Genomic DNA, 25,544 nt, shown 5'->3' with positions numbered 1-25,544 from the left:
GTCAGCCCCAGGGGCCACGGGCCGGCGTACCCGTCAGTCGTACGCCAGCCCGTGGCCCAGCGGGTACCGGCCCGGCACCGGTACCGGGAGGCGGCCCAGCGGCCGCACCGCCCCGGTCAGTACCCGGGCCGCCGCCCTCAGCTCCACGTCCGTCCACGCGTACGTCGCCAGCTCCGCCGCGCACCGCGGCAGCCGCGCCGGGTCGTACGGATTGCGGATCGCCACCACGACCACCGGCACCCCGGTGGCCAGCAGCTCCTCGACCAGCGTGCGCTGCGGACTCTCCCCCTCCGGGACGTTGTACGTGCACACCAGCACCGCGGCGTTGCCCGGTGCCGCCGCCACCGCCCGCGCGGGCGGCACGGCGCTCGCCCGGCAGCCCAGGGCGGTCAGCTCCCGGGCCAGTACCGAGGTGGGGGGTCCCGTCGTACCGCTGGGGGAGGCCGGGTCGGTCCCGGTCACCACCAGCCGGGGCTCGGCTGCCGGATCCAGCGGGAGCAGCTTCACCGGATTGGCCAGCAGCGTCGTCGTACCGGCCGCGATCGCGTCGGCCGCCGCCAGGTGGGCGGCGGTGCCCGTCTCCGCATCCACCCGCTCCGCCGTCGTGTACGGCTCGGTGAACAGGCCCCGGCGGGCCTTGAGCTCCAGGATCCGCAGCACCGACTCGTCGATCCGGTCCTGCGACAGCTCGCCCGCCGCCACGGCCGCCAGCACGGCGCGCTGCGCCAAGGCCAGGTCCGGGGCGTTGAGCAGCTGGTCGCAGCCAGCCTTCAGGGCCAGCACCGGAACCCGGTCGTCCCCGTACTTCTGGCGGACCCCGGCCATGTCCAGCGCGTCGGTGACCACCACGCCCCCAAAGCCCAGGCGTTCGCGCAGGATCCCCGTCACGATCGGCCGCGAGAGGGTCGCCGGGTCCCCCGAGGGGTCGAGCGCGGGGAAGACGATGTGCGCCGTCATCACGGCGTCCACGCCCGCCTCCACGGCCGCCCGGAACGGCGGTTCGTCCAGCTCCTCCCACTGCTCGCGGGTGTGGCGCATCACCGGCAGCCCGACGTGGCTGTCGGTCTCGGTGTCCCCGTGTCCCGGGAAGTGCTTGGCCGTGGCGGCCACCCCCGCGCCCTGGTAGCCCCGTACCTGGGCGGTGACCAGCCCCGCCACCGCGCCCGGGTCGGCGCCGAAGGACCGTACGCCGATCACCGGATTGGCCGGGTTCACGTTCACGTCGGCCACCGGCGCGTAGTCCTGCCGGATCCCCATCGAGGCCAGCTCGGCGCCCGCGATGCGCCCGGCCCGGCGGGCGTCGGCGGTGGAGCCCCGGGCGCCCAGCGCCATCGCCCCCGGCAGCAGGGTCGCGGGCTTGCCGATGCGGGCGATGATGCCGTGCTCCTGGTCGGTGGAGAGCAGCAGCGGGATGCCCGGGCCGGAGGAGGCGGCCGCCCGCTGGAGACCGTTCGACAGCTCGGCGATCTGGTGCGGGGTACGGGTGTTGTGGGCCCAGGCGAAGTAGATGACCCCGCCGAGGTGGTAGCGGGAGACCAGCTCGGCGGCCGTGCGGACGCCGAACTGCGCCAGGTTCTTCTCGGCGTCCTCCGGGTCGGGATCGGTCGCCGAATGCCCGTACGCCCGGGACACGAAGAGCTGCCCGACCTTCTCCTCCAGGCTCATCAGGCCCAGCAGGCGGGCCGGCGACGCCGGCTCGGGCGCGCGGTCCCCGGGCCGCGCGTCGTCGGGCGCGGCCCGGGACCGGCCGGCGACGGACACCGCCCCGCCGGCCGTGACGGCGGCGACGGCGGCCGCGGCGAGCAGGGTCCGGCGTGAGGCGTGATACGGCACGCGCCGGACCCTACTGCGGCGCCGGGTCCGCCGGGCAGGGGACACTCGCCGGATCCCCCGGAAGTGGGGCCTCCTGGGCTACGTGGGGCCAGTGTTCGCGCAGTGTCCGGACGGCCTCCGTGATCGCCGGGCGGCGCGCGGCCCCCGCCCGCCACAGGGCGTACAGCCGGCGTACGGGCGCCGGTTCGAGGGGGACCGCCACCGCCCCGGACGGCAGCGGGCCGGTGCCGAGGCGCGGTACGACGGCCACCCCGAGCCCCGCCGCGACCAGCGCCACGATGGTGTGGTTCTCCTCGGCGACGTGCGCGATGTCGGGCTCGATCCCGGCCGTGCGCAGGGTCCGCGTCAGCCAGTCGTGGCAGACCCGGCCGGGCGGCTGGCACACCCAGCGCTGGCCGCCGAGGTCCGCCCGCCGGATCACGCCGCGGGTGGTGAAGGGGTGGCCCTCGGGTACGACGAGTTCACAGCGGTCGTTCCCGATCACCGCCTGCTCGACTCCCTCCGGCGCCGGCAGCGGGGCGATGTCCCAGTCGTGGGCCACCGCCAGATCGGTGACGCCCCGGGCCACCAGGTCCACGGAGAGGTGCGGGTCCACCTCGGTGAGGCGGACGTCCAGGGCCGGATGCCGGTGGGCCAGGTCGGCCAGCACGCCCGGCAGCAGCCCGCGCGCCGCCGAGGCGAAGGCGGCCACCCGCAGCAGCCCGCTCGGCTGCCCGCGCCGCTCCTCCAGGGTGGTCTCGGCCCGCTCCACGATCGCCAGCAACTCCTGGGCGGTGTCGGCCAGGTGCCGGGCCTCCTCGGTGAGCGCGACCCCGCGGCCGCGCCGCTCCAGCAGCGTGGTGCGGGTCTCGCGCTCCAGCTTGGTGATCTGCTGGGAGACGGCCGAGGGGGTGTAGCCGAGGGCGGCGGCCGCGGCCGCGACCGAGCCGTGGACGGAGACGGCGTGCAGGGCGCGCAGCCGGGAGAGGTCGAGCATGCGGCCCATCGTAGGCAGCTCCGCACCGACCGGCATTCGTAAGGGATGCTTCATCCATCCCGGAAGAGATCCGCGCTGGTGCTACATGGTCCGGGCGTCGATGCTCGGAGCATGCGTCCCGTACACACCGCACTCGCCGTGCTCATCGCCGCCGTCTGGGGCTTCAACTTCGTCGTCATCCAGATCGGTCTCGGCCACTTCCCGCCGCTGCTCCTGTCCGCCCTGCGCTTCCTCGTCGCCGCCGTGCCCGCCGTGTTCTTCGTCGGGCGGCCCAAGGTCGCCTGGAAGTGGATCCTGGGGGTCGGCGCGGCCCTCGGGATCGCCAAGTTCGGCCTGCTCTTCACGGGGATGGACGCCGGGATGCCGGCCGGGCTGTCCTCGCTCGTGCTCCAGATCCAGGCCGTGTTCACCGCCGTGCTCGCCGCCGTCGTGCTGCGCGAGCGGCCCGGCCGGGTGCGGGTGTTCGGCATGGGCGTCGCGCTCGCCGGGATCGCCGTCGCCGCCGTGGACGGCGGCGCCTCCGGGCCGGTGTTCGGCTTCACGCTGGTCGTGGCGGCCGCCGCCTGCTGGGGCGTTTCCAACGTGCTGACCCGCAAGGCGGCGCCGCCCGACGCGATGAACTTCATGGTGTGGGTCTGCACCGTCCCGGTGCTGCCGCTGTTCGCGCTCTCGCTGCTGTTCGAGGGGCCCGGCCGGGACCTGGCGGCGCTGCGCGGCCTGGACTGGTCCGGGGCGGCCGTCATCGCGTACGTGGCGTGGGTGTCCACCGTGTTCGGCTTCGGCGCCTGGAGCTACCTGATGCGGCGCTACCCGGCCTCCGCGGTGGCGCCGTTCTCGCTGCTGGTGCCGGTGTTCGGGATGTCCTCGGCCGCGCTGGTGCTGGGTGAGGGGATCTCGGGGCTGCGCTGGGTCGCGGCGGTGCTGCTGGTCGGCGGAGTGGCGGTGACCTCGCTGGCCCCGGCCCGTACGCCGGCTCGCACCGCCGTCAGCGCGGGGAGCTCTCCCGCAACGGCAGTCGCCAGTCCTGCCCCGTGAGCGCGACGCCGTACGAGCGGTGCGGCTGCTCGGAGACCAGCGTGAACCCGGCGTGCTCGTACAGGGAACGGGCCGAGGTCAGCACGTCGTTGGTCCAGAGCACCAGCTCGCGGTAGCCGACGGAACGGGCGAACGCGACCACGGTGTCGACCAGCAGGCTCCCGATGCCGTGACCGCGGCCGGCCGGTTCCACCAGGAGCAGCCGCAACCGGGCGGTCCCGGGCGCGCCGTCCTCCCGTACGCACATCACCGAGCCGACGGGCGCCCCGTCCAGCTCGGCGATCCAGACGCGCTCCAGGTGGGGGTCGTGGTCCTCGGCGAAGTCCGCGACGATACGGGCGACCAGGCCCTCGAACTCCTGGTTCCAGCCGAACTCGCCGGCGTAGAGCGCGCCGTGCCGCTGCACGATCCAGCCCAGCTCGCCGGGCTCCGGATCCCGCAGGAGGACCTTCGCGGGAGGGGTGTCAGCAGGGGGCTCCATGGCCCCCGAGGATAGCGCGCCGGCTACTTCTTGCCGCCGCCCAGGATCTGGCCGAGCAGGTCGCCGAGCCCGCCGCCCTGCGCCGGGGCGGACCCGGGGGCCGCGCCGGCGGGGGCCGTCCCGGAGGCGGTCGGGGAGCCCTGGCCGGCGACGTTGCCCGCATTGCCTGCGCCGGCCGCGCGCTTGGCGAAGACCGCCAGCAGAACGGGGATCAGCATCTCGATGACCCGGGCGATGGTGGGCGCGGGGATGCCGGTCTTCTTCGAGACGGCCGCGGCCACCGGCTTGCTCACCTTCGCGAGCACCCCGGCCATCAGCCCGCCGCCGAGCAGCCCGCCGCCGAGCGTCGCCACGCCCTGCAGCGGGGGTTCGGCCACCTCGGCGAAGGCCTGGCGCACCTCGTTGCCGTCGTCGTCATCGGCGTCGGCCTTCTGCTGGAGGCCGCCGGTCATGGCGCCGACCGTGGTCGCGACGGTCTCCTTCGCACCGCTCTCGTCGGTGCCGAGCAGGGACGCGATCTCGGTCAGCCGGTCGGGCCCGAGCTCTCCGAGCACGTCGTCCTGGAACGAGGATTCACTCATGCCGGAAACGCTACGTCCGTCCCGATTTTCCGGCACCTCGGGTCAACGAAAAATAAATCTGCGATTCCGCGTGCAACCGTCTGGGGGGATCGAGGGTCATATGGTGCGTCGGCACTTCCGGGAGGGGATCTGGGGGGATCGGGAAGTCCGACGAGGGAGGGGTAACCGTGAGGGGGTCCGGCCGCGAGGCCGGACCCCCTCTGGGTTCCGCGGCCTCGTCGTTCCCGAGTTGTCCACAGGCCCGGCGGGCTGTCGGCGGCTACCGGTAGCTTCGTGCCATGACGACGAACGGGGCGGTACAACAGGCGGTGGTCGAGGGGGTGCTGGAGCGCATCACCTACGCCAACGAGGAGAGCGGGTACACGGTCGCCCGGGTCGACACCGGCCGCGGCGCCGGCGACCTGCTCACCGTCGTCGGTTCCCTCCTCGGGGCGCAGCCGGGCGAATCGCTGCGCATGGAGGGCCGCTGGGGCTCCCACCCGCAGTACGGCCGCCAGTTCACGGTCGAGAACTACTCGACCATCCTCCCCGCCACCATCCAGGGCATCCGGCGCTACCTCGGCTCCGGCCTGATCAAGGGCATCGGCCCGAAGATCGCCGACCGGATCGTGGAGCACTTCGGCCTCGACACCCTGGACGTCATCGAGGGCGAGCCGAAGCGGCTGATCGAGGTGCCCGGCCTCGGTCCCAAACGGACCAGGCTGATCGGCGCCGCCTGGGAGGAGCAGAAGGCGATCAAGGAGGTCATGGTCTTCCTCCAGGGTGTCGGCGTCTCCACCTCCATCGCGGTCCGGATCTACAAGAAGTACGCCGACGCCTCCATCTCGGTGGTCAAGAACCAGCCCTACCGGCTCGCCGCCGACGTGTGGGGCATCGGCTTCCTCACCGCCGACCGGATCGCGCAGGCCGTCGGCATACCGCACGACAGCCCCGAGCGGGTCAAGGCAGGGCTCCAGTACGCCCTGTCCCAGTCCACCGACCAGGGGCACTGCTTCCTGCCCGAGGAGCGGCTCATCGCCGACGGGGTCAAGCTCCTCCAGGTGGACACCGGGCTGGTGATCGAGTGCCTGGCCGAGCTCGCCGCCGACCCGGAAGGCGTCGTACGGGAATCCGTGCCGGATCCGCAGGGCGGCCCGGACCCCCTGACCGCCGTGTACCTGGTGCCCTTCCACCGGGCCGAGCTGTCGCTGGTCGGGCAGGTACGGCGGCTGCTCAACGCCGAGGAGGACCGGATGCCGGGCTTCCGGGACGTGGACTGGGCCAAGGCCCTGGACTGGCTGGCCGGGCGCACCGGCGCCAAGCTGGCGCCCGAGCAGCGGGAGGCGGTGCAGCTGGCGCTCACCCGGCGGGTCGCCGTCCTCACCGGCGGCCCGGGGTGCGGGAAGTCCTTCACGGTGCGCTCGATCGTGGAGCTGGCCCGGGCGAAGAAGGCCAAGGTGGTGCTCGCCGCGCCGACCGGCCGGGCCGCGAAACGGCTCTCGGAGCTCACCGGGGCGGACGCCTCCACCGTGCACCGGCTGCTGGAGCTCAAACCGGGCGGGGACGCGGCGTACGACCGCGAACGGCCGCTGGACGCGGACCTGGTGGTGGTCGACGAGGCCTCGATGCTGGACCTGCTGCTCGCGAACAAGCTGGTCAAGGCCGTGGCACCGGGTGCACACCTGCTGCTGGTGGGGGATGTGGACCAGCTGCCGTCGGTCGGCGCGGGGGAGGTGCTGCGGGACCTGCTGGCCGAAGGCGGGCCGGTGCCCGCGGTGCGGCTGACCCGGATCTTCCGGCAGGCCCAGCAGTCGGGCGTGGTCACCAACGCCCACCGGATCAACACCGGCGCGCCGCCGATCACCGACGGTCTCCCGGACTTCTTCCTCTTCCCCGAGGAGGACACCGAGGAGGCCGGGCGGCTCACCGTGGACGTGGCCGCCCGGCGGATCCCGGCCAGGTTCGGCCTCGACCCGCGCCGCGACATCCAGGTACTGGCGCCCATGCACCGGGGCCCGGCCGGCGCCGGCAACCTCAACGGACTGCTCCAGCAGGCGATCACCCCGGCGCGGCCGGACCTGCCCGAGAAGCGGTTCGGCGGCCGGGTCTTCCGGGTCGGCGACAAGGTGACCCAGATCCGCAACAACTACGAGAAGGGGGCCAACGGCGTGTTCAACGGCACCGTCGGGGTGGTCACCGGACTCGACGTGGACGAACAGCGCCTGACCGTCCGGACGGAGGAGGACGAGGAGGTCGCGTACGAGTTCTCGGAGCTCGACGAGCTGGCCCACGCGTACGCCGTCACCATCCACCGTTCCCAAGGGAGTGAATATCCGGCCGTCGTGATCCCTGTCACCACCGGGGCTTGGATGATGCTCCAGCGCAACTTGCTCTACACGGCGGTGACCAGGGCGAAGAAACTCGTCGTGCTGGTCGGGTCCCGCAAGGCTCTCGGCCAGGCTGTGCGTACCGTTTCCGCAGGCAGGAGGTTCACAGCGGTCGCACCCAGGCTGTCCGGTCGGATACCGGTGGGAAACATCACCTAGATGATCGATCATTTGGGGTTCCCGCACCGGTGCGGAGGGGGCAGGATGAGCAGGTTGAAGGCACTCAGTGCCGTCAAAAAGACCAAAGGCCGACCCCGAGTGCACTCTCCTGCGCCAAATGGGGGAAGGTAGAGGCAGTCAGGGCACCTCGAAGAAGAGGCACTACGTCGGTGAGGGATGACGTGAGCGACAACTCTGTAGTACTCCGGTACGCGGACGGTGAATACACCTACCCGGTGGTCGAGAGCACCGTCGGTGACCAGGGCTTCGACATCTCGAAGCTGCGGGCCCAGACCGGGCTCGTCACTCTGGACAGTGGCTACGGAAACACCGCCGCCTACAAGTCCGCGATTACCTACCTCGACGGTGAGCAGGGCATCCTGCGCTACCGCGGTTACCCGATCGAACAGCTGGCCGAGCGCTCGACCTTCATCGAGGTCGCGTACCTGCTGATCAACGGTGAGCTGCCGACCGTCGACCAGCTCGCGTCGTTCCGCAACGAGATCACCCAGCACACGCTGCTGCACGAGGACGTGAAGCGCTTCTACGACGGCTTCCCGCGCGACGCGCACCCGATGGCGATGCTGTCCTCCGTGGTCAGCGCGCTGTCGACGTTCTACCAGGACAGCCACAACCCGTTCGACGAGAAGCAGCGGCACCTCTCGACGATCCGGCTGCTGGCCAAGCTCCCGACGATCGCGGCGTACGCGTACAAGAAGTCGGTCGGCCACCCGGTGGTCTACCCGCGCAACGACCTCGGCTACGTCGAGAACTTCCTGCGCATGACGTTCTCCGTGCCGGCCCAGGAGTACGACCTGGACCCGGTCGTGGTGTCGGCGCTCGACAAGCTGCTGATCCTGCACGCGGACCACGAGCAGAACTGTTCGACCTCCACCGTGCGCCTGGTCGGCTCCTCGCAGGCGAACATGTTCGCCTCGATCTCCGCCGGCATCTCGGCCCTGTGGGGCCCGCTGCACGGTGGCGCCAACCAGTCCGTCCTCGAGATGCTGGAAGGCATCAAGAACGACGGCGGCGACGTCGACGCCTTCATCCGCAAGGTGAAGAACAAGGAAGACGGCGTCCGCCTCATGGGCTTCGGACACCGCGTCTACAAGAGCTTCGACCCCCGGGCGAAGATCATCAAGGCTGCGGCGCACGACGTCCTCTCGGCGCTCGGCAAGAGCGACGAGCTGCTCGACATCGCGCTCAAGCTGGAAGAGCACGCGCTGGCCGACGACTACTTCGTCGAGCGCAACCTCTACCCGAACGTGGACTTCTACACGGGTCTGATCTACCGGGCCATGGGCTTCCCGACCGAGATGTTCACCGTGCTCTTCGCGCTCGGCCGGCTTCCCGGCTGGATCGCCCAGTGGCACGAGATGATCAAGGAGCCGGGTTCCCGCATCGGCCGCCCGCGCCAGATCTACACCGGCGAGGTCCTGCGCGACTTCGTCCCGGTCGAGGCCCGCTGAGGCTGAGGCCGCACACGGCTCCACGCGATTGCGCACAGTCAAAGGCCGCCACGTTCGTGGCGGCCTTTGGCGCAGGCAGCGAAAAGCGCCCCGCCGTCGATCCCCCCACGGGTCGACGGTCGGGGCGCTTTCCTTTTCCCCGGAACGGATTCCCCCCACGGGACCCGAGCCGGGGCGTCGGCGAGGAGCGCGCACGAGGCGCGCTCCGATGGGTTTTCTGCCGGGACCCGTACGGGTCGGGAGGGCCGCTCAAAGCTTCCCAGTGGGCACGCGTCCCGGCCGGCTGATGCCTCGGACGTCCCCCAAGACCCCCGTGAACGTCCCCCAAGACGTTCTTGGCATCGCCCCATTAGACCCACCCGACCGCCCGATGGTTACGCTCCCATCACTGTGATTTGCGTCTCTTGTGAAGAAACGGTGTCAGAGTGAAGGAGGAGGGCCCCTATCGGAAGGATCGCAACCGGAGGCTGTTGCTCACCACGAAAACGGAGGAGAACGCCATCGCGGCCCCTGCAATCATCGGATTGAGCAGGCCGGCCGCGGCGAGCGGGAGCGCCGCCACGTTGTAGCCGAAGGCCCAAAACAGGTTGCCCTTGATGGTCGCGAGGGTCCTGCGGGAGAGCCTGATCGCGTCCGCCGCGACCCGCAGGTCGCCCCGTACAAGGGTCAGGTCGCCGGCCTCGATCGCGGCGTCGGTGCCGGTGCCCATGGCCAGGCCCAGATCGGCCTGGGCGAGGGCGGCCGCGTCGTTGACCCCGTCGCCCACCATGGCGACCGTACGGCCCTGCGCCTGGAGCCGGCGCACGACGTCCACCTTGTCCTGCGGGAGCACCTCGGCGATCACCTCGTCGATGCCCACCTCGCGGGCCACCGTCTCGGCGACGGCCTTGTTGTCGCCGGTCAGCAGGATCGGGGTGAGGCCGAGCGCCCGCAGCCGGGACACCGCCTCCGCGCTGGTCTCCTTGACCGCGTCCGCGACCGTCAGCACGCCGCGCGCCGCGCCGTCCCAGGCCACCAGCACCGCGGTGGCGCCGGCGCCCTCGGCGGCCGCCTTGGCCTCGGAGAGCCCGGCGGGCAGGGTGATCGCCCAGTCGGCGAGCAGCTTCTCCCGGCCGACCAGGACGGCGTGACCGTCGACCACGCCCTGCACGCCCAGCCCGGCGAGGTTCTCGAAGCCCTCGGGTACGGGGAGTTCGCCGCTGCGCTCGGCCGCGCCGGTGGCGATGGCCCGGGCGATCGGGTGCTCCGAGGCGTGCTCCAGGGCACCCGCGAGGCGGAGCAGCTCGTTCTCGTCGACGCCCTCGGCGGGGTGGACGCCGGCCAGGGTCATCCGGCCGGTGGTGACGGTTCCGGTCTTGTCCAGGACGACGGTGTCCACGCGGCGGGTGGACTCCAGCACCTCGGGGCCCTTGATCAGGATGCCGAGCTGGGCCCCCCGGCCGGTGCCGACCATCAGCGCGGTCGGCGTGGCCAGGCCCAGGGCGCACGGGCAGGCGATGATCAGGACGGCCACGGCGGCGGTGAAGGCGGCGGTCGGGTTGTCGGTGATCAGCAGCCAGGTCACCCAGGTGCCGAGCGCGAGCAGCAGGACGACCGGCACGAACACCCCGGAGATCCGGTCGGCCAGCCGCTGCACCTCGGCCTTGCCGTTCTGCGCGTCCTCGACGAGCCGGGCCATCCGGGCGAGCTGGGTGTCCGAGCCGACCCGGGTGGCCCGGACGACGAGACGGCCGGAGGCGTTGACGGTGGCGCCGGTGACGAAGTCGCCGACCGCGACCTCGACCGGGACGGACTCGCCGGTCAGCATCGAGGCGTCCACGGCGGAGCTGCCCTCGACGACGGTGCCGTCGGTGGCGATCTTCTCGCCGGGGCGGACGACGAACCGGTCGCCGACGGTGAGCGCGCTCACGGGGACGCGTACCTCGGCGCCGCCGCGCAGGACGGCCACGTCCTTGGCGCCGAGTTCCAGCAGGGCCTTGAGGGCGGCGCCCGCCTTCCGCTTCGAGCGGGCCTCCAGGTAGCGGCCGAGCAGGATGAAGCTGACGACTCCGGCCGCGACCTCCAGGTAGATGGCGGAGGCGCCGTCCGTGCGGCCGATGGTGCCCCCCTGGACTGTGAAGAGGGTGAAGCCGTGCCGCATGCCGGGCATCCCGGCGTCGCCGAAGAACAGGGCCCACAGGGACCAGGCGAAGGCGGCCAGCGTGCCCACCGAGACCAGGGTGTCCATCGTGGCCGCGCCGTGCCGGGCATTGGTCCAGGCGGCCTTGTGGAAGGGGAGGGCGCCCCAGACGACCACGGGGGCGGCCAGGGTCAGCGAGAGCCACTGCCAGTTGTCGAACTGGAGGGCCGGGATCATGGCGAGCAGCACGACGGGAAGGGCGAGCACCGAGGAGACCAGCAGCCGCTGGCGCAGCGCGGCCAACTCGGGATCGCGCGGGGCCTCGGCTCCGGTGGTCTCCGCCCCGGCTCCCGCTTCCGGCTCCGGGGTCGGCGGAGGGGGTTCCTCGGCCGTGTACCCGGTCTTCACGACGGTCGCGATGAGATCGGCGACCCGCACGTCACCGGCGTACGAGACCCGGGCCTTCTCGGTGGCGTAGTTCACCGTCGCGGTGACCCCGTCCATCCGGTTCAGCTTCTTCTCGATGCGGGCCGCGCAGGAGGCGCAGGTCATACCGCCGATGGTCAGCTCGACCTCGGCGGTCTGGGCCTGCGCCGCTATGGGTCCGTCGTGCACTGTGCTGCTGCTCATGTCCGGCTCCAGGGGGTGGGCCGAGCCGTACGGAACCAGTATGAGCTGGCCGGTACGACCCGGCGGGGTACTGCGTGCGCGTTCTTCGTGCTGCCTGCTGCCTGCTGCCTGCTGCCTGCTGCCCGCGGTCGCGGTGGGGGCTGCTCAGGCCTGGCCGGCGAACTCGTACCCGGCCTCGTCCACGGCGGCGCGCACGTCGTCCTCGGCGAGCGGGGCGGCGGAGACCACGGTGACCTCGCCGGTCGCGGCGACGGCCTTGACGGAGCTGACCCCCGGCAGCGCGGTGAGCTCGGCGGTCACCGCGCCCTCGCAGTGCCCGCAGGTCATGCCGGTCACCCGGTAGACGGCGGTGACGGCGCCGATCTGGACGTCGGCCGCGGTGTCGTGGCAGGAACCTGCGGGGGAGCAGCAGGAACCGGCCGACTGCTGGGTTTCCGTCTCGGCGGTCATGTCGTTCTCCTCTTCGGGGGCTTGCGTGTCCGGTGCCGGGTGTGGTGGCGGATCCTCCCACCGTCCTCCCCGGCCACTCAGAGACTATACCCCTAGGGGGTATCAGGCGAGCATCTTCCGGCGTTCTTTTCCGCCCCGCCGCGTGTCGGCCCGGTCAGTGGGGGCGGGACGTGGTGATCATCGGCTCCACGTAGCGCAGCAGCACGGTCTTCAGTTCGGCGACGTAGGCGGCCCGCTCGGCGCCCTCGGTCGCGAGGATCAGGTCGAGCGAGGACTTGAAGATGCCCAGGACCATGTTGGAGACGCGGGCGAGCTCGGCGGGCGTGCTGTCCGGGCAGAAGCTGCGCATGACGCCTTCGACGCGGGTCAGCAGGCTCGAGTGCAGCTCCTCGTGCTCCTGCTGGATGCCGGGGACGCCGGAGCCGTGCATGAGCGCCCAGAAGGCCGGGTTCTCGCAGTTGAAGGCGATCACCGGGTCGAGGACGGCGTCCAGCAGCTCGGGCAGCGGCTTGGCCAGGTTCTCGGGCAGGAACGCCTGGCCGTGCATCTCGTGCGCGCGGTGCAGCAGTTGGCCGCCGAGCTCGACCGCGATGGCCTCCTTGTTCGGGAAGAACTGGTAGAGGGTGCCCGGTGAGACGCCGGCCTCGCGGGCGATGGCGTTCGTGCTCGCCGCGGCGTAGCCGGTACGGCAGAACACGCCGGCGGCGGCCGCGAGGAGCTGGGCGATCCGGCGTTCCCCGCGGGCCTGGCGGCGGCGCGGCGCGGCCGCCGCTTCCGAGGTCTTTTCTCCCTTTTTGTCCTTCGGCTGGGCCTGAGGGCTCTCCGGCATGTCCGATCCCTTGCTTCCCGTGGGCGATTGACAAACGCGAGAGGGCGCTCGCATTCTTGGGGAACGCGAGCGACTGCTCGTGTTTGCCAGTCTAATTTGGCCTGGCAATCACGGTGAAGGGGACACCGAGTCATGTCCGAAGTCAAAAATCCGCCGCCGCCCGGGGAGAGCGGCCGGTGGACCCGGTTCGTCACGGCCCGGCCGCGGCTCTCGCTGCTGCTCGCCCTCGTCGTCACGGCGCTGGCCGTGTTCGCGGGCGGTGGCGCCGCCGACCGGATGGGCAGCGGCGGCTGGGAGGACCCGGACGCCCGGTCCACCTACGCCGCCGAGGCCCTGGAGCGCGAATTCCCGGCCTCCCAGCCCAACCTGCTGCTGCTCGTGGACGCCGACGCGGCCGGCGGGGTGGATGCCCCCGCCGTCGCCGCCGAGGCCGAGCGGCTGACGGGGCTGCTCGCCGCCGAGCGGGGGGTGACCGGCGTCGGCTCCTACTGGCGGACCCCGCTGCCCGCCCTGCGCTCCGAGGACGGCCGCCAAGCGCTGATCGCCGCCCGGGTGCTCGGCGACGAGAAGACCGCCACCCAGGCGCTGGAGCGGATCGCCCCGCGCTACGAGGGTGATCACGGCCCGCTGCGGGTCTCCCTCGGCGGGCCGGTCGCCGTCCAGCGGGAGGTGACCGCCACGATCCAGGAGGACCTGCTGCGCGCCGAGCTGATCGCCCTCCCGGTGACGCTCGTGCTGCTGATCCTCGTGTTCGGCAGCGCCGTCGCGGCCCTGCTGCCGCTCGGCGTCGGCATCGTCGCGATCCTGGGCACCAACGCCGTGCTGCGCGGGCTCACCGAGTTCACCGACGTCTCCGTCTTCGCCCAGAACCTGACGACCGCGCTCGGCCTCGGACTCGCCATCGACTACGCCCTGTTCATCGTGCGGAGGTTCCGCGAGGAACTCGCCGCCGGGCGGGACCCGGTGGCGGCCGTCGGGGCCGCCTTGCGCACCGCCGGGCGTACGGTGCTGTTCTCCGCCCTGACCGTCGCGGTCGCGCTCTCGGCGATGCTGTTCTTCCCGATGTACTTCCTGCGCTCCTTCGCCTATGCCGGGGTCGCGGTGGTCCTCCTCGCGGCGGCGGCCGCGCTCATCCTGCTGCCGGCGGCGCTGGTGCTGCTCGGGGAGCGGGTCAACTCCCTCGACCTGCGGCGCCTGTGGCGCCGGCGCCGGGGTGCGGCGGGGGCCGACGGCGCGGCCGCAGCTTCCGCCGACGGGGCCGGGCGGGGCTGGGCGCGGCTGACCGCGCTGGTGATGCGCCGGGCCCCGGTGTTCGCCATCGTCACCACGGCGGGGCTGCTGCTCCTCGGGCTGCCCTTCCTCGGCGTCAAGTTCGGCACCGTGGACGACCGGCAGCTGCCGAAGACCGCGTCCTCGCACGTGGTCCAGCAGCAGATCCGGGACGGCTTCCCCGGCAGCCCCGGGGGCGGGCTGATCGTGCTGACCGAGGGGGCCGCCGGAGCCGGCGACCTCGACGCCTACCGGCAGCGGGTGGCCGGCCTGGACGGGGTGGTCCGGGTGGACGGGCCGGTCAGCTCCGGCCCGGGCGCGCGGTACGCCTACTTCTCCGTCGCCACCGAGGGCGAGGCCGTGGGGGAGCGGGCCCAGGACCTGGTCGGCGAGGTGCGCAAGGTGCAGGCCCCGTTCGAGACCTCGGTGACCGGGCAGGCGGCGGTGCTGGTCGACGCCCAGGAGGCCATAGCCGAGAAGCTGCCGGCCGCGCTGGCACTGGTGGTGCTGGCCACGCTCCTGCTGGTCTTCCTGCTCACCGGCAGCGTGCTGATACCCCTCCAGGCGGTGCTGCTCAACGCGCTGAGCCTGACGGCGATGTTCGGGGCGGTGGTCTGGGTGTTCCAGGAGGGCAACCTCTCCGGCTTCCTCTCCTTCACCTCCACCGGGGACATCGAGACGACCCTGCCGGTGCTGATGTTCTGCATCGCCTTCGGGCTCTCCATGGACTACGGGGTGTTCCTCATATCCCGGATCAAGGAGGAGTACGACCGGACCGGGGACCATGAGGGTGCGGTGCGCACCGGGCTGGCCCGCACGGGCGGGCTGATCACCGCGGCGGCCGTGATCCTGGCGGTGGTGATGGTGGCCATCGGCACCTCGCGGGTCACCAACACCAAGATGCTGGGGCTCGGGATCGCGCTGGCCGTGCTGATGGACGCGATGGTCGTGCGGAGCCTGCTGGTCCCGGCGGTCATGAAGCTGACCGGGAAGGCCACCTGGTGGGCGCCGCGTCCGCTGCGCAGGCTCCACGAGCGGTTCGGTCTGAGCGAGGGGGAGTCCGCTCCCGCCGCCGCGGCCGCCGTCCCGGCGGAGCCGGAGGCCGGGCGGCCGGAGAAGATACCGGCCGGGCAGCACTAGCGGGGCGCGGGCCGTGGGCGGACGGGGCGCGTGGTGCGGCCCCGTCCGTGGCCCGGCCCCGGGGGTCAGTCCTCGCGGCGGCTCCGGTTGCCGGGGCGGCGGGCCACCCAGGCGCGGATGGTGTCGGCGTACCAGTAGGGCTTGCCGCCCTCCACGTGGTCGGGCGGGGGAAGCAGCCCGTGCTTGCGGTAGGAGCGCACGGTGTCAGGCTGGACCCGAATATGGGCGGCGATTTCCTTGTAGGACCACAGCTGTCGGTCGCTCATCAACGACACCTCCTGGTCCACGCCGCGGGGCCGGCCGGGAGGCCGTCGGGGGAGCCGGCACGTGGACAGTGACGATCACTCGGGTTGTGCCCGGAGAACGACGCACAGTGAAGGCAGGCGAGTGGCTGTCGACCGGCTGTGACGGAAGACCCGCATAATGCGGACATGCGTGACACAAGGGTGACGGCCGTGACGGAAGCGGCACCTGGGGTCAGCGGTACAGCGGTGGCCGTTCGGCCAGTTCCACCTCGGTCCGCACGCCGGTACGCCCGGCGGTGAGGCCCGCCTCGGAGACGGCCGCCGCGGCGTAGCCGTCCCATGCGGTCGGACCCTCGACCCGGCCCCGGGCGGCCTGCGCCACCCAGCGCCGCAGCTGGCGGTCGTAGGCGTCGGCGAACCGGACGGTGAAGTCCTGGGCGATCTCCCCGCCCCAGCGGCCGGCGGACTCGACGACCATCGCGTGGCCGTCGCCGATCCGGGCACTGCCGGACTCGCCGACCGCCTCGCATCGAACCTGGTAGCCGAAGCCGCAGTTGACGAAGATCTCCACGTCGACGATCGCCCCGCCGGAGGTCTCCAGCAGGACCAGCCGGGGATCGCTCAGCCCCTCGGGGGCCGCCGAGGACGGCTTGGGGGAGAGCACCGTCACGGCGGTGATCTCCTGGCCCAGCAGCCAGCGGGCGGCGTCCACCTCGTGCACCACCGAGTCGCTGATCAGCATGTCGCTGGTGAACCACGAGGGCGAGGAGGCGTTGCGGTGCCGGCAGTGCAGGAACAGCGGCCGCCCGATGGCGCCCGCGTCCAGGAGCGCCTTCAGCCGCTCGTACTCGGCGTCGTAGCGCCGCATGAAGCCCACCTGGACGAGCCTGCGGCCGAGGCGCCGCTCCGCCTCCATGACGCGCAGCGCCCCCGCCGCATCCGGGGTCAGCGGCTTCTCGCACAGCACCGGCAGCTCCCGCTCCAGGGCGTGCAGGATCGCTTCCTCATGGGCGGGTCCCGGCGAGGCGATCAGGACGGCCTCCACCCCGGGGGCGGCCACGGCGGCCGCCGGGTCCGTGTAGGCGCCGGCTCCTTCCAAGCCCCGGGCGACCTCCTTGACCCGGTCCCCGTCCGGGTCGGCCACGGCCACCACCCGGGCCCCGCCGACCGTGTGGCCGATCCGGCGGGCATGGTCGGCGCCCATCCTCCCGGTGCCGATGACGGCGATGCCGAGGGTGCTGCTCATGTGCGAGGTCCTTCCCGGAGCGGGGTCAGCGTGCGCCGCAGGAGCGCAGGTAGGAACGGGTGCGGCGGGCGATCGGCAGCGGCTTGTCCGGCGGGCAGGGGTACATGTCCTGCTCCACGATGGCGAAGAGGTCCACGCCGATCCGCTCGGCGGCGGCCAGCACGGGCTCCAGCGCGGGCACCCCCGACGGCGGTTCGCACATCACCCCCCGGGCCACGGCCGGCCCGAACGGGACCTGCCCGGCCACCACTTCGGCGAGGATCGCCGGATCCACCTGCTTGAGGTGGAGGTAGCCGATCCGCTCCCCGAAGGCCTCGATGGCCTGGACGCTGTCGCCGCCGCAGTACGCGTAGTGCCCGGTGTCCAGGCAGAGGGAGACCAGCCCGGGATCGGTGGCGTCCAGGAAGCGGGCCACGTTCTCGGGGGTGTCGATGTGGGTGTCGGCGTGCGGGTGCACGACGATCCGCAGCCCGTAGCGGTCCGCGACCTCCCGGCCCAGCCGCTCGGTCTGGGTGGTCAGTTCGCGCCACTGCGCGGGGCTGAGCGTGCGGTCCTCCAGCACCTCGCCGGTCTTGTCGTCCCGCCAGAACGACGGGATCACGACGAGATGGGCCGCGCCCATGGCCTGGGTGAGCGCCGCGATCCGCGACACGTGCTCCCAGGTGTCCTCCCAGACGCCGGGCCCGTGATGGAGTCCGGTGAAGACGGTCCCGGCCGAGACGCGCAGCCCGCGCTTGGCGGTCTCGTCGGCGAGGCGGGCGGGATCGGTGGGGAGGTAGCCGTACGGGCCGAGTTCGATCCACTCGTAGCCGGCGTCGGCCACCTCGTCGAGGAAACGCTCCCAAGGGGTCTGCCGGGGATCGTCGGGAAACCAGACACCCCAGGAGTCCGGAGCCGAACCGACGCGGATACGGGTCAACGGGGGTGGGGAGGAGGTCATGACGGCCACCTTAGGGTGCGAGACGAGTGGGAGGACTGCCGGTGACTACCGGGGACGGTAACGCTTTCGACCTGATCACGATGGGGCGCATCGGGGTTGATCTCTACCCGCTGAGAACGGGCGTACCGCTGGCGGAGGCGGACACCTTCGGGAAGTTCCTCGGCGGATCGCCGACGAACGTCGCGGTCGCGGCGTCCCGGCTGGGGCGGCGGGTGGCGGTGATCACCCGGACCGGAGCGGATCCCTTCGGGGCGTATCTGCGGGCGGAGCTGCGCGGGTTCGGGGTCGACGACCGGTGGGTGGCGGAGGTCGCCGCGTACCCGACCCCGGTGACGTTCTGCGAGATCTTCCCGCCGGACCGGTTCCCCCTGTACTTCTACCGCTCGCCGAAGGCGCCCGACCTGGAGATCGAGCCGGGGGAGGTGGACACGGCGGCGGTGCGCGCCGCGAAGGTGTTCTGGATGACGGGGACGGGACTGAGCGAGGAGCCGAGCCGCGCCGCGACGCTGGGCGCCCTGGAGGCCCGGGCCAAGTCCGGGACCACCGTCTTCGACCTGGACTGGCGGCCGATGCTGTGGTCGAGCGAGCCCGGCCCCTGGTACGAGCGGGCGCTGGGCCTCGCGACGGTCGCGGTGGGCAACCTGGAGGAGTGCGCGATCGCCACGGGCGAGAAGGAGCCGTACGCGGCGGCGCGGGCGCTGCTGGCCGCCGGGGTGGAACTGGCGGTGGTCAAGCAGGGCCCCGCGGGCGTGCTCGCGGTGCACCGCGACGGCACGGCGGTCGAAGTCCCGCCCGTCCGGGTGGAAGTGGTCAACGGCCTAGGGGCGGGCGACGCGTTCGGCGGCGCGCTGTGTCACGGGCTGCTCGCCGGATGGGACGTGGAGCGGACGATGCGCTACGCGAACGCGGCCGGGGCGATCGTCGCCACGCGGCTGGCGTGTTCGACGGCGATGCCGTTCCCCGCCGAGGTGGAGGAGGTGCTGGAGTCGTGCCGGTGACCGCGTCGTACGAGACGGAGCACACCGCGCTGCGGGTGCTGAGCCTGGGCGCGGGGGAGACGTACGCGCACGCGTGCGGGGAGCGGGAGTGGATCGTCCTCCCGCTGGCCGGCGCCTGCGTGGTCCGCTGCGCGGAGCCGGGTGCCTCGCCGGGCGCCTCGCCGGCGGCGTCGCCCGAGGCTGACGGGGCGGTGTCGGCGTCGGCGTCGGTGTTCGAACTGCGGGGCCGGGAGGGGGTGTTCAGCGCGGTCAGTGACTTCGCCTACGCGCCCCGGGACGCGGAAGTCGAGGTCGTCTCCGCCGCCGGCGGCCGGTTCGCGCTGGTCGGAGCCCGGTGCGAGCGGCGGCTGCCCGCCCGGTACGGGGCGGCGGCGGACGTCCCCGTCGAGCTGCGCGGGGCCGGCCAGTGCTCGCGCCAGGTCAACAACTTCGCCGCCGCCGACACCTTCGACTGCGACCGCCTCATCGCGGTCGAGGTCCTCACCCCCGGCGGCAACTGGTCCTCGTACCCGCCCCACAAGCACGACGAGGACCACCCCGGCCGGGAATCGAGGCTGGAGGAGATCTACTACTTCGAGATCGCCCCGCACGGTGACACCCCCGGCCTCGGCTACCAGCGTGTCACCCCCTCCCCGGCGGGGAAGACCGACATCCTCACCGAAGTGAGGAGCGGGGACGCGGTGCTGATTCCGGACGGCTGGCACGGGCCGTCCATCGCCGCGCCCGGGCACCACATGTACTACCTCAACGTGATGGCCGGGCCGCCGGGACCGCCCCGCGCGTGGTTGATCCGCGACCATCCCGACCACGCCTGGATCCGTGGCACTTGGGCCGGACAGGGCATCGACCCCCGGCTCCCCTTCTACCCCCGGCCGCTCCGCCGAGACGAGGACGAGACCCGATGAGGCTCACCGTCGCCCAGGCCCTCGTCCGCTTCCTCGCGCGCCAGTACACCGAGCGCGACGGCGGGCGCCACCGGCTCATCGCCGCCACCTGGGGGATCTTCGGCCACGGCAACGTCGCCGGCATCGGCCAGGCCCTCCTGGAGACCGGCCGCGAGGAGATGCCGTTCCTCCAGGGCCGCAACGAGCAGGCGATGGTGCACGCCGCCGTCGGGTACGCGCGCCAGTGCGGCCGGCTGTCCGCGCACGCCGTCACCACCTCCATCGGACCCGGGGCGACGAACCTCGTGACCGGGGCGGCGCTCGCCACCATCAACCGGATCCCCGTGCTCCTGCTGCCCGGCGACAGCTTCGCGACGCGGCCCGCGGATCCGGTGCTCCAGCAGCTGGAGGTTCCGCACGCGGGCGACATCTCCGTCAACGACACGCTGCGGCCCGTCTCCCGCTACTTCGACCGCGTCACCCGGCCCGAGGCGCTGATCCCGGCCGCGCTCCAGGCGATGCGGGTGCTCAGCGACCCGGTGCAGACCGGCGCCGTCACGCTCGCGCTGCCGCAGGACGTGCAGGCTGAGGCGTGGGAGTGGCCCGAGGAGTTCTTCCGCGAGCGGGTGTGGGGCGTGCGCAGGCCCCGGCCCGACGAGGCGGAGCTCGCCGCGGTCGCCGAGGCGGTACGGGGCGCCGCGCGCCCCCTGCTCATCGCCGGCGGCGGGATCCGGCACAGCGGGGCGCAGGCCGCCCTGGCGGAGTTCGCCGGGGCCACCGGGATCCCCGTGGCCACCACCCAGGCGGGCAAGGGCGTCCTCCCGTACGACCATCCCGCCGAGGTGGGCGGGGTCGGGCACACGGGGACGGCGGCCGCCGCCGAGCTGGCGCGGGGGGCCGACCTGGTGATCGCCGCCGGGACCCGGCTGACGGACTTCACCACCGCCTCCGCGACGCTCTTCCAGGATCCGGCCGTCCGGTTCGTCGGCCTGAACCTCGACCCGTTCGACGCCCACAAACTCGCCGCCCGGCCCCTCGTGGGCGACGCGCGCGAAGGACTGGAGGGGCTCCGCCGGGCGGTTGCCGGGTACCGGGTCGACGCCGCGTACGAGTCCGCGTACAGGCAAGGCAAACGGCTTTGGGAGGAGCGCGTCGACCGGGCCTACGCCGTCTCCCGCGAGGACGACGCCCCGACGCAGGCCCAGGTGCTCGGGCTGCTCGACGCGCTCGTCGACGACGGCGACATCCTGATCAACGCCGCCGGCTCGCTCCCCGGCGACCTGCACAAACTCTGGCGGGCCCGGTCCGCCGACCAGTACCACGTGGAGTACGGGTACTCCTGCATGGGCTACGAGATCCCGGCCGCCATCGGGGTGGCGCTGGCCGCGCCCGGCCGCCCGGTGTGGGCGCTGGTCGGCGACGGGACGTACCTGATGAACCCGACCGAGATCGTCACCGCCGTGCAGGAGGGCATCCCGGTCAAGGTCGTCATCCTCGACAACCACGGCTACGCCTCCATCGGCGGCCTCTCCGGGGCGGTGGGCGGCGAGGGCTTCGGGACGGCGTACCGCTTCCGGGCGGTGGACGGTGTGTACAGCGGCGCGCCGCTGCCTTTGGACCTCGCGGCCAACGCCGCTTCCCTCGGGATGGCCGTGATCCGCGCCCACACCGTCGGTGACCTGCGGAAAGCCCTCGCGGAGGCGCGAGCGGCGGACCGTCCCACATGTGTCTACGCACAGACCCGAACACCCGACACTGTGTCGGGCCCACCCCCGGCACAGGCGTGGTGGGATGTTCCTGTGGCCGAGACCGCGACCCGTGCGGCGGCGATCGAGGCCCGCGAAGAGTACGACCGGCAAGCCGCGCAGCGACGTCGCCATCTGTGAAGGAGCAAGGCAATGAAGACCGTCAACCACTGGATCGGTGGCAAGACCGTCGAGGGCGCGTCGGGCAACTACGGCCCGGTCACCGACCCCGCGACCGGCGAGGTCACCACGCAGGTCGCCCTCGCCTCGGCCGCCGAGGTCGACGCGGCGGTACAGGTCGCGAAGGACGCCTTCCAGACCTGGGGCCAGTCCTCGCTCGCCGCCCGTACCAAGGTGCTGTTCGCCTACCGCGCGCTGCTGGACGCCAACCGTGACGCGATCGCCGAGCTGATCACCGCCGAGCACGGCAAGGTGCACTCGGACGCGCTGGGCGAGGTCGCGCGCGGTCTGGAGATCGTCGAGCTGGCCTGTGGGATCACCACGCAGCTCAAGGGCGAGCTGTCCACGTCCGTCTCGAACCGCGTGGACGTCTCCTCGATCCGCCAGCCGATCGGCGTGGTCGCGGGCATCACCCCGTTCAACTTCCCCGCGATGGTCCCGATGTGGATGTTCCCGCTGGCCGTGGCCTGCGGAAACACCTTCATCCTCAAGCCGAGCGAGAAGGACCCGTCGGCCGCCAACAAGCTGGCCGAGCTGATGAGCGATGCCGGTCTGCCGGCGGGCGTGCTGAACGTGGTCCACGGCGACAAGGTGGCCGTCGACGCGCTGCTGTCGCACCCCGACATCGCGGCCGTGTCTTTCGTCGGCTCCACGCCGATCGCCCGTCACATCCACACCACCGCCTCCGCCAACGGCAAGCGCGTCCAGGCGCTGGGCGGCGCCAAGAACCACATGCTGGTGCTCCCGGACGCCGACCTGGACGCGGCCGCCGACGCGGCGGTCTCGGCCGCCTACGGCTCGGCCGGCGAGCGCTGCATGGCGATCTCCGCCGTCGTGGCCGTCGGCGCGATCGGCGACACGCTGGTCGAGAAGATCCGCGAGCGCGCCGAGAAGATCAAGATCGGCCCCGGCAACGACCCGACCTCCGAGATGGGCCCGCTGATCACCGCCGCCCACCGCGACAAGGTCGCCTCGTACGTCACGGGCGCGGCCGCGCAGGGCGCCGACGTCGTCCTCGACGGCACCGGCTACACGGTCGAGGGCAACGAGAACGGCCACTGGATCGGGCTGTCGCTGCTGGACAACGTCAAGACGGACTCCGACGCCTACCGCGACGAGATCTTCGGCCCGGTGCTGTGCGTGCTGCGCGCCGAGACCTACGAGGAGGGCGTGGCGCTCATCAACGCCTCGCCGTTCGGCAACGGCACCGCGATCTTCACGCGGGACGGCGGCGCGGCCCGCCGCTTCCAGCTGGAGATCGAGGCGGGCATGGTCGGCGTGAACGTGCCGATCCCGGTGCCGGTGGGCTACCACTCGTTCGGTGGCTGGAAGGACTCGCTCTTCGGCGACCACCACATCTACGGCAACGACGGCATCCACTTCTACACCCGCGGCAAGGTCGTCACGACCCGCTGGCCGGACCCGGCCGATGCCCCGGCGGGCGTGGACCTCGGGTTCCCGCGCAACCACTGACGGTCGGGCCTTGACTGCGGGCCTTGACCGCTCGCCTCGACGGCCGGCCTTGACCGCTCGCCTTGGCCCCTGACCGCTGACCGCTGACCCCTGGCTCGGCCGCTCGCCCCCCGCATCCCTCACGCGGGGGGCGAGTTCCGTATGCCGTCCTTGCGCCCGCTCAGGTGCCGAGGAGGGACCAGACGTCCTCGGCCGCCGTGGCGCTCCACACCGCGTCGCCGTGGCCGTAGCCGGGGACGACCGCGAAGCGCACCCGGTCGTTGCCGCCCGCCCGGATCAGCTCCGCACCGCCGGGCTCGTGGCCGCGGCCCCCTTCGGTGTTGACCCACACCACCTCGGCGCCGATCCGCTCCCAGGGGATCGCGTACGTCGTCCCGTCCCCCGCCCACACGGCGGCGAGATCCCGCATCAGGGCGGCCGGGATCAGCCCGCTGCCCAGGGCGGCGGTGGCGGCGTGCCAGGCGGTCACCGGGGTGTGGGCCAGGGAGAACCGGTCCTCGGCCGGGGTGGCTCCGAAGGCGTAGTCGCCGGCGCTGTGGCCCCGGGTGTAGATCCAGTTCGCCTCGCCGGGGAGGGAGGCGGTCCGGATCAGCGCGAAATGCGCGAGCCCGGCGGCGGTGAACCGGAGCGAGGGATCCGGCGGCCACGGCACCGCGGAGGGGGCGGCCGGGTCGGTCACCGCCCGGGCGATCAGCGGGGCGAGACCCGGGTCGACGGCGTACGTGCCCCGGGCGAGCAGGCCCGCGAAGGCATCCCGGGTACGGGCCGCCCGCAGCGCGGCCTCACCCTCGTACGGGCCCGTCGTGTCCAGGGCCACCACCCGGCGCAGCCGCGGCCCTTCGTCGTGCGCGGCCGCGTCCAGCGCGAGGGCGGCCCCGGCCGAGTGCCCGACGTACTGGTACGGCAGCCGCAGTACGGAGTCCAGCGCGCCCACCACCGTGGCCAGATCCCGGCGGTGCGCCGCGAGCCCCCAGCCGGCGCCGACGTCGGCGGCCGTCGCGGCGTCCTCGCGCGGGGTGACGCCGACGACGAGCAGGCCCTGGCGGCGCAGGTGCTGGGCGAGGCCGTCCCGACGGGCGCTGCCCGCAGTGAGGAAGTCCGCGGTGAAGTTCAGTCCGCCGCCGGGCAGCAGGTACGCGATCCCGTGCGGCGCCCGGGCAGCGTCGGCGAGCACGTCCACGGTGACGGGCGCCGGGCCGCCGTCCGCGAGCGGCAGCGTGAGCCGTATCCAGCCGTCGCCGGGCGCGTAGGCGGCGGTTCCGGTCCCCAGGGCGCCCTCGACGCGGGTCAGCAGCCCGAAGCCCAGGGCGGCGGGAGCCGACGGGTCGGGCCGGGTCCCGCTGTGTTCTCGTGCCATCCGCTGTGCCTTCCCCCCTGCGGCGGCGATGGCCGAATGCCGTCGCCGTCCCCTGGGGGACACCCTCGCCGGTCAGCGGGCGTCAGCCAAGTCCGGGGCGGGTTCCGCTTGTTCTCCGGTAGTCAGGCGCCGGCGCCGCAGCACCCGGAAGGCGATCCCGGCGCCGGCCAGCAGCAGGGCCGCGCCCGCCGCGGGCCACGGCACGGCGACGAATCCGGTCTCGGACTCCGAGGCCAGATCCGGGTAAGCCGCCGCCCCCGCGGCCACCTTGACGCTCACCCAGTCCAACTGCGGGGCGTCCGGCCAGGGTTCCGTCAGGTCGATCCGCTGGCCGGGCAGCAGCACCAGCTTCAGCTCGCGGGCCGGCCGGTCCAGCACCTCCCGCCCGAACAGGCCCTCGGCGGACACCGTCACCTTCGGCCCGATCACCACGTTGCCCCGGTTGACCAGGGAGTACGAGACGGTGGCGCGGGCGTCCTTGACCCACGGCACCAGCGGCGCGCCCCGGTCGACCCGTACGTTCTCCACGCTCAGACCGGGGGTCAGCGGTCCCGGCACCCGGAAGTACAGGCGGGCGCCGACCTGGCGCTTGACGCCGACCTGGACCTTGCCGTCCTGCCGGACGCCCTCGACGACGGTGCTGACGGCGACGATCCCGCCGACGTGGTCGCCCGGAGTGGCGTCCTCGGGGACCTTCACGGTGAACGGGATGTCCTTGCGGCCCTTGGGCGGCACGGTGACGGTGGTCGCGGCCTCCGGGGGCAGCGCGACCCACGAGCCGACGTCCTCGGGCTTCGTCTCGACCGGGTACAGCGCGAAGGCGCCGCCCGCCCGGGTGTTCGTGGCATCGGTGGCGAAGACCTGGAACGTCAGCTCCTTGTCGGAGGAGTTCAGGATCGTCGCGCTGTCGCTGACGGTGGTCCCGGCGGCGCCCTGGTGGAAGAAGTACGCGCGGTCCGTCATCGCCGCCCCGGCCGGGGGCGTGGGGAAGACGCCCCAGGTGCCGTTGTCCGCGGCCGTCGCGGTGGCGGCCGGGAGCAGCCCCGAGCCCAGCACGAGGAGGCCGAGGAGCAGACCGTACAGGGAGGTGCGGGTGCGCATGGGCGGTCTCCAGACGGGACGGGCGGCGTTTTCTT

General features: G+C 72.8%; 19 protein-coding genes and 1 pseudogene. 8 read left to right on the top strand and 12 right to left on the bottom strand.

Annotation, left to right across the window (positions count from 1 at the left end; genetic code table 11):
- Positions 1-33: 33 nt before the first annotated feature.
- Complete coding sequence (locus OG982_RS09660; RefSeq protein ID WP_266948330.1) at positions 34-1,833, bottom strand: glycoside hydrolase family 3 protein; 1,800 nt, start codon at positions 1,831-1,833, stop codon at positions 34-36.
- Positions 1,834-1,843: 10 nt separating this feature from the next.
- The gene (locus OG982_RS09655; RefSeq protein WP_266788011.1) at positions 1,844-2,809 is read right to left on the bottom strand and encodes a LysR family transcriptional regulator; all 966 of its coding nucleotides are present in this window, start codon (positions 2,807-2,809) and stop codon (positions 1,844-1,846) included.
- Between the two features lie 111 nt (positions 2,810-2,920).
- On the opposite strand from OG982_RS09655, the gene OG982_RS09650 reads away from it, so the two are divergent.
- Positions 2,921-3,844, top strand: coding sequence for an EamA family transporter (locus OG982_RS09650; RefSeq protein WP_266948329.1), 924 nt, complete (start codon positions 2,921-2,923; stop codon positions 3,842-3,844).
- Here OG982_RS09650 and OG982_RS09645 read toward each other — a convergent pair.
- Together OG982_RS09645 and OG982_RS09640 are read right to left on the bottom strand one after the other, a co-directional pair.
- A pseudogene (locus OG982_RS09645) lies at positions 3,795-4,292 on the bottom strand (GNAT family N-acetyltransferase); the annotation flags it as partial. The gene OG982_RS09650 and the pseudogene OG982_RS09645 overlap by 50 nt on opposite strands.
- A gap of 56 nt (positions 4,293-4,348) precedes the next feature.
- Positions 4,349-4,906: a DUF937 domain-containing protein gene (locus OG982_RS09640; protein WP_266948327.1), complete on the bottom strand. Its 558-nt coding sequence runs from the start codon at positions 4,904-4,906 to the stop codon at positions 4,349-4,351.
- Positions 4,907-5,184: 278 nt separating this feature from the next.
- On the opposite strand from OG982_RS09640, the gene OG982_RS09635 reads away from it, so the two are divergent.
- Positions 5,185-7,431, top strand: a complete 2,247-nt coding sequence (locus tag OG982_RS09635) for an ATP-dependent RecD-like DNA helicase (protein ID WP_266788014.1) — start codon at positions 5,185-5,187, stop codon at positions 7,429-7,431.
- 182 nt (positions 7,432-7,613) lie between these two features.
- Positions 7,614-8,903: a citrate synthase gene (locus OG982_RS09630; protein WP_030010215.1), complete on the top strand. Its 1,290-nt coding sequence runs from the start codon at positions 7,614-7,616 to the stop codon at positions 8,901-8,903.
- 442 nt (positions 8,904-9,345) lie between these two features.
- On the opposite strand, the gene OG982_RS09625 is transcribed toward OG982_RS09630, so the two are convergent.
- The 3 genes from OG982_RS09625 to OG982_RS09615 all read right to left on the bottom strand — a co-directional run bounded on the left by OG982_RS09625 (position 9,346) and on the right by OG982_RS09615 (position 12,931).
- Entirely contained in the window at positions 9,346-11,652 is a 2,307-nt protein-coding gene (locus tag OG982_RS09625; RefSeq protein ID WP_266948326.1) for a cation-translocating P-type ATPase, read from the bottom strand.
- A gap of 144 nt (positions 11,653-11,796) precedes the next feature.
- Positions 11,797-12,102: a heavy-metal-associated domain-containing protein gene (locus OG982_RS09620; RefSeq protein ID WP_266788016.1), complete on the bottom strand. Its 306-nt coding sequence runs from the start codon at positions 12,100-12,102 to the stop codon at positions 11,797-11,799.
- A gap of 154 nt (positions 12,103-12,256) precedes the next feature.
- The gene (locus OG982_RS09615; RefSeq protein ID WP_266788017.1) at positions 12,257-12,931 is read right to left on the bottom strand and encodes a TetR/AcrR family transcriptional regulator; all 675 of its coding nucleotides are present in this window, start codon (positions 12,929-12,931) and stop codon (positions 12,257-12,259) included.
- A 132-nt stretch (positions 12,932-13,063) separates the two neighbouring features.
- Between OG982_RS09615 and OG982_RS09610 the strand changes: the two genes are divergently transcribed.
- Entirely contained in the window at positions 13,064-15,340 is a 2,277-nt protein-coding gene (locus tag OG982_RS09610) for an MMPL family transporter (protein ID WP_266788018.1), read from the top strand.
- Positions 15,341-15,405: 65 nt separating this feature from the next.
- Here OG982_RS09610 and OG982_RS09605 read toward each other — a convergent pair whose 3' ends face one another.
- The 3 genes from OG982_RS09605 to OG982_RS09595 form a co-directional block, all read right to left on the bottom strand.
- The gene (locus tag OG982_RS09605) at positions 15,406-15,606 is read right to left on the bottom strand and encodes an AlpA family transcriptional regulator (RefSeq protein ID WP_266788019.1); all 201 of its coding nucleotides are present in this window, start codon (positions 15,604-15,606) and stop codon (positions 15,406-15,408) included.
- 211 nt (positions 15,607-15,817) lie between these two features.
- Positions 15,818-16,831 carry a Gfo/Idh/MocA family protein gene (locus OG982_RS09600; RefSeq protein ID WP_266788020.1) on the bottom strand — a complete coding sequence of 338 codons (1,014 nt, stop codon included), beginning with the start codon at positions 16,829-16,831 and terminating at the stop codon, positions 15,818-15,820.
- Between the two features lie 25 nt (positions 16,832-16,856).
- Positions 16,857-17,771, bottom strand: a complete 915-nt coding sequence (locus tag OG982_RS09595) for a sugar phosphate isomerase/epimerase (RefSeq protein WP_266788021.1) — start codon at positions 17,769-17,771, stop codon at positions 16,857-16,859.
- Between the two features lie 80 nt (positions 17,772-17,851).
- Here OG982_RS09595 and iolC point away from each other — a divergent pair, with 80 nt between their 5' ends.
- From iolC to OG982_RS09575, 4 genes are read left to right on the top strand one after another with little or no spacing between them, the layout of a single operon-like run.
- The gene (gene iolC / locus OG982_RS09590) at positions 17,852-18,769 is read left to right on the top strand and encodes a 5-dehydro-2-deoxygluconokinase (protein WP_266792080.1); all 918 of its coding nucleotides are present in this window, start codon (positions 17,852-17,854) and stop codon (positions 18,767-18,769) included.
- Complete coding sequence (gene iolB, locus OG982_RS09585; RefSeq protein ID WP_266788022.1) at positions 18,760-19,674, top strand: 5-deoxy-glucuronate isomerase; 915 nt, start codon at positions 18,760-18,762, stop codon at positions 19,672-19,674. The genes iolC and iolB overlap by 10 nt, the downstream gene beginning before the upstream one ends.
- The gene (gene iolD / locus OG982_RS09580) at positions 19,671-21,539 is read left to right on the top strand and encodes a 3D-(3,5/4)-trihydroxycyclohexane-1,2-dione acylhydrolase (decyclizing) (protein WP_266948324.1); all 1,869 of its coding nucleotides are present in this window, start codon (positions 19,671-19,673) and stop codon (positions 21,537-21,539) included. The genes iolB and iolD overlap by 4 nt, the downstream gene beginning before the upstream one ends.
- Before the next feature lie 12 nt (positions 21,540-21,551).
- The gene (locus tag OG982_RS09575; RefSeq protein ID WP_266788024.1) at positions 21,552-23,051 is read left to right on the top strand and encodes a CoA-acylating methylmalonate-semialdehyde dehydrogenase; all 1,500 of its coding nucleotides are present in this window, start codon (positions 21,552-21,554) and stop codon (positions 23,049-23,051) included.
- Between the two features lie 160 nt (positions 23,052-23,211).
- On the opposite strand, the gene OG982_RS09570 is transcribed toward OG982_RS09575, so the two are convergent.
- Complete coding sequence (locus OG982_RS09570) at positions 23,212-24,408, bottom strand: hypothetical protein (RefSeq protein WP_266948322.1); 1,197 nt, start codon at positions 24,406-24,408, stop codon at positions 23,212-23,214.
- A 72-nt stretch (positions 24,409-24,480) separates the two neighbouring features.
- Positions 24,481-25,509 carry a DUF916 domain-containing protein gene (locus tag OG982_RS09565; RefSeq protein WP_266948320.1) on the bottom strand — a complete coding sequence of 343 codons (1,029 nt, stop codon included), beginning with the start codon at positions 25,507-25,509 and terminating at the stop codon, positions 24,481-24,483.
- Positions 25,510-25,544 lie beyond the last annotated feature (35 nt).

Origin of the sequence: Streptomyces sp. NBC_01551, assembly GCF_026339935.1 — a bacterium.
Lineage (GTDB): Bacteria > Actinomycetota > Actinomycetes > Streptomycetales > Streptomycetaceae > Streptomyces.
Note: the sequence above shows the minus strand (reverse complement) of the source record. Positions and strands in the feature narration are given on the sequence as shown.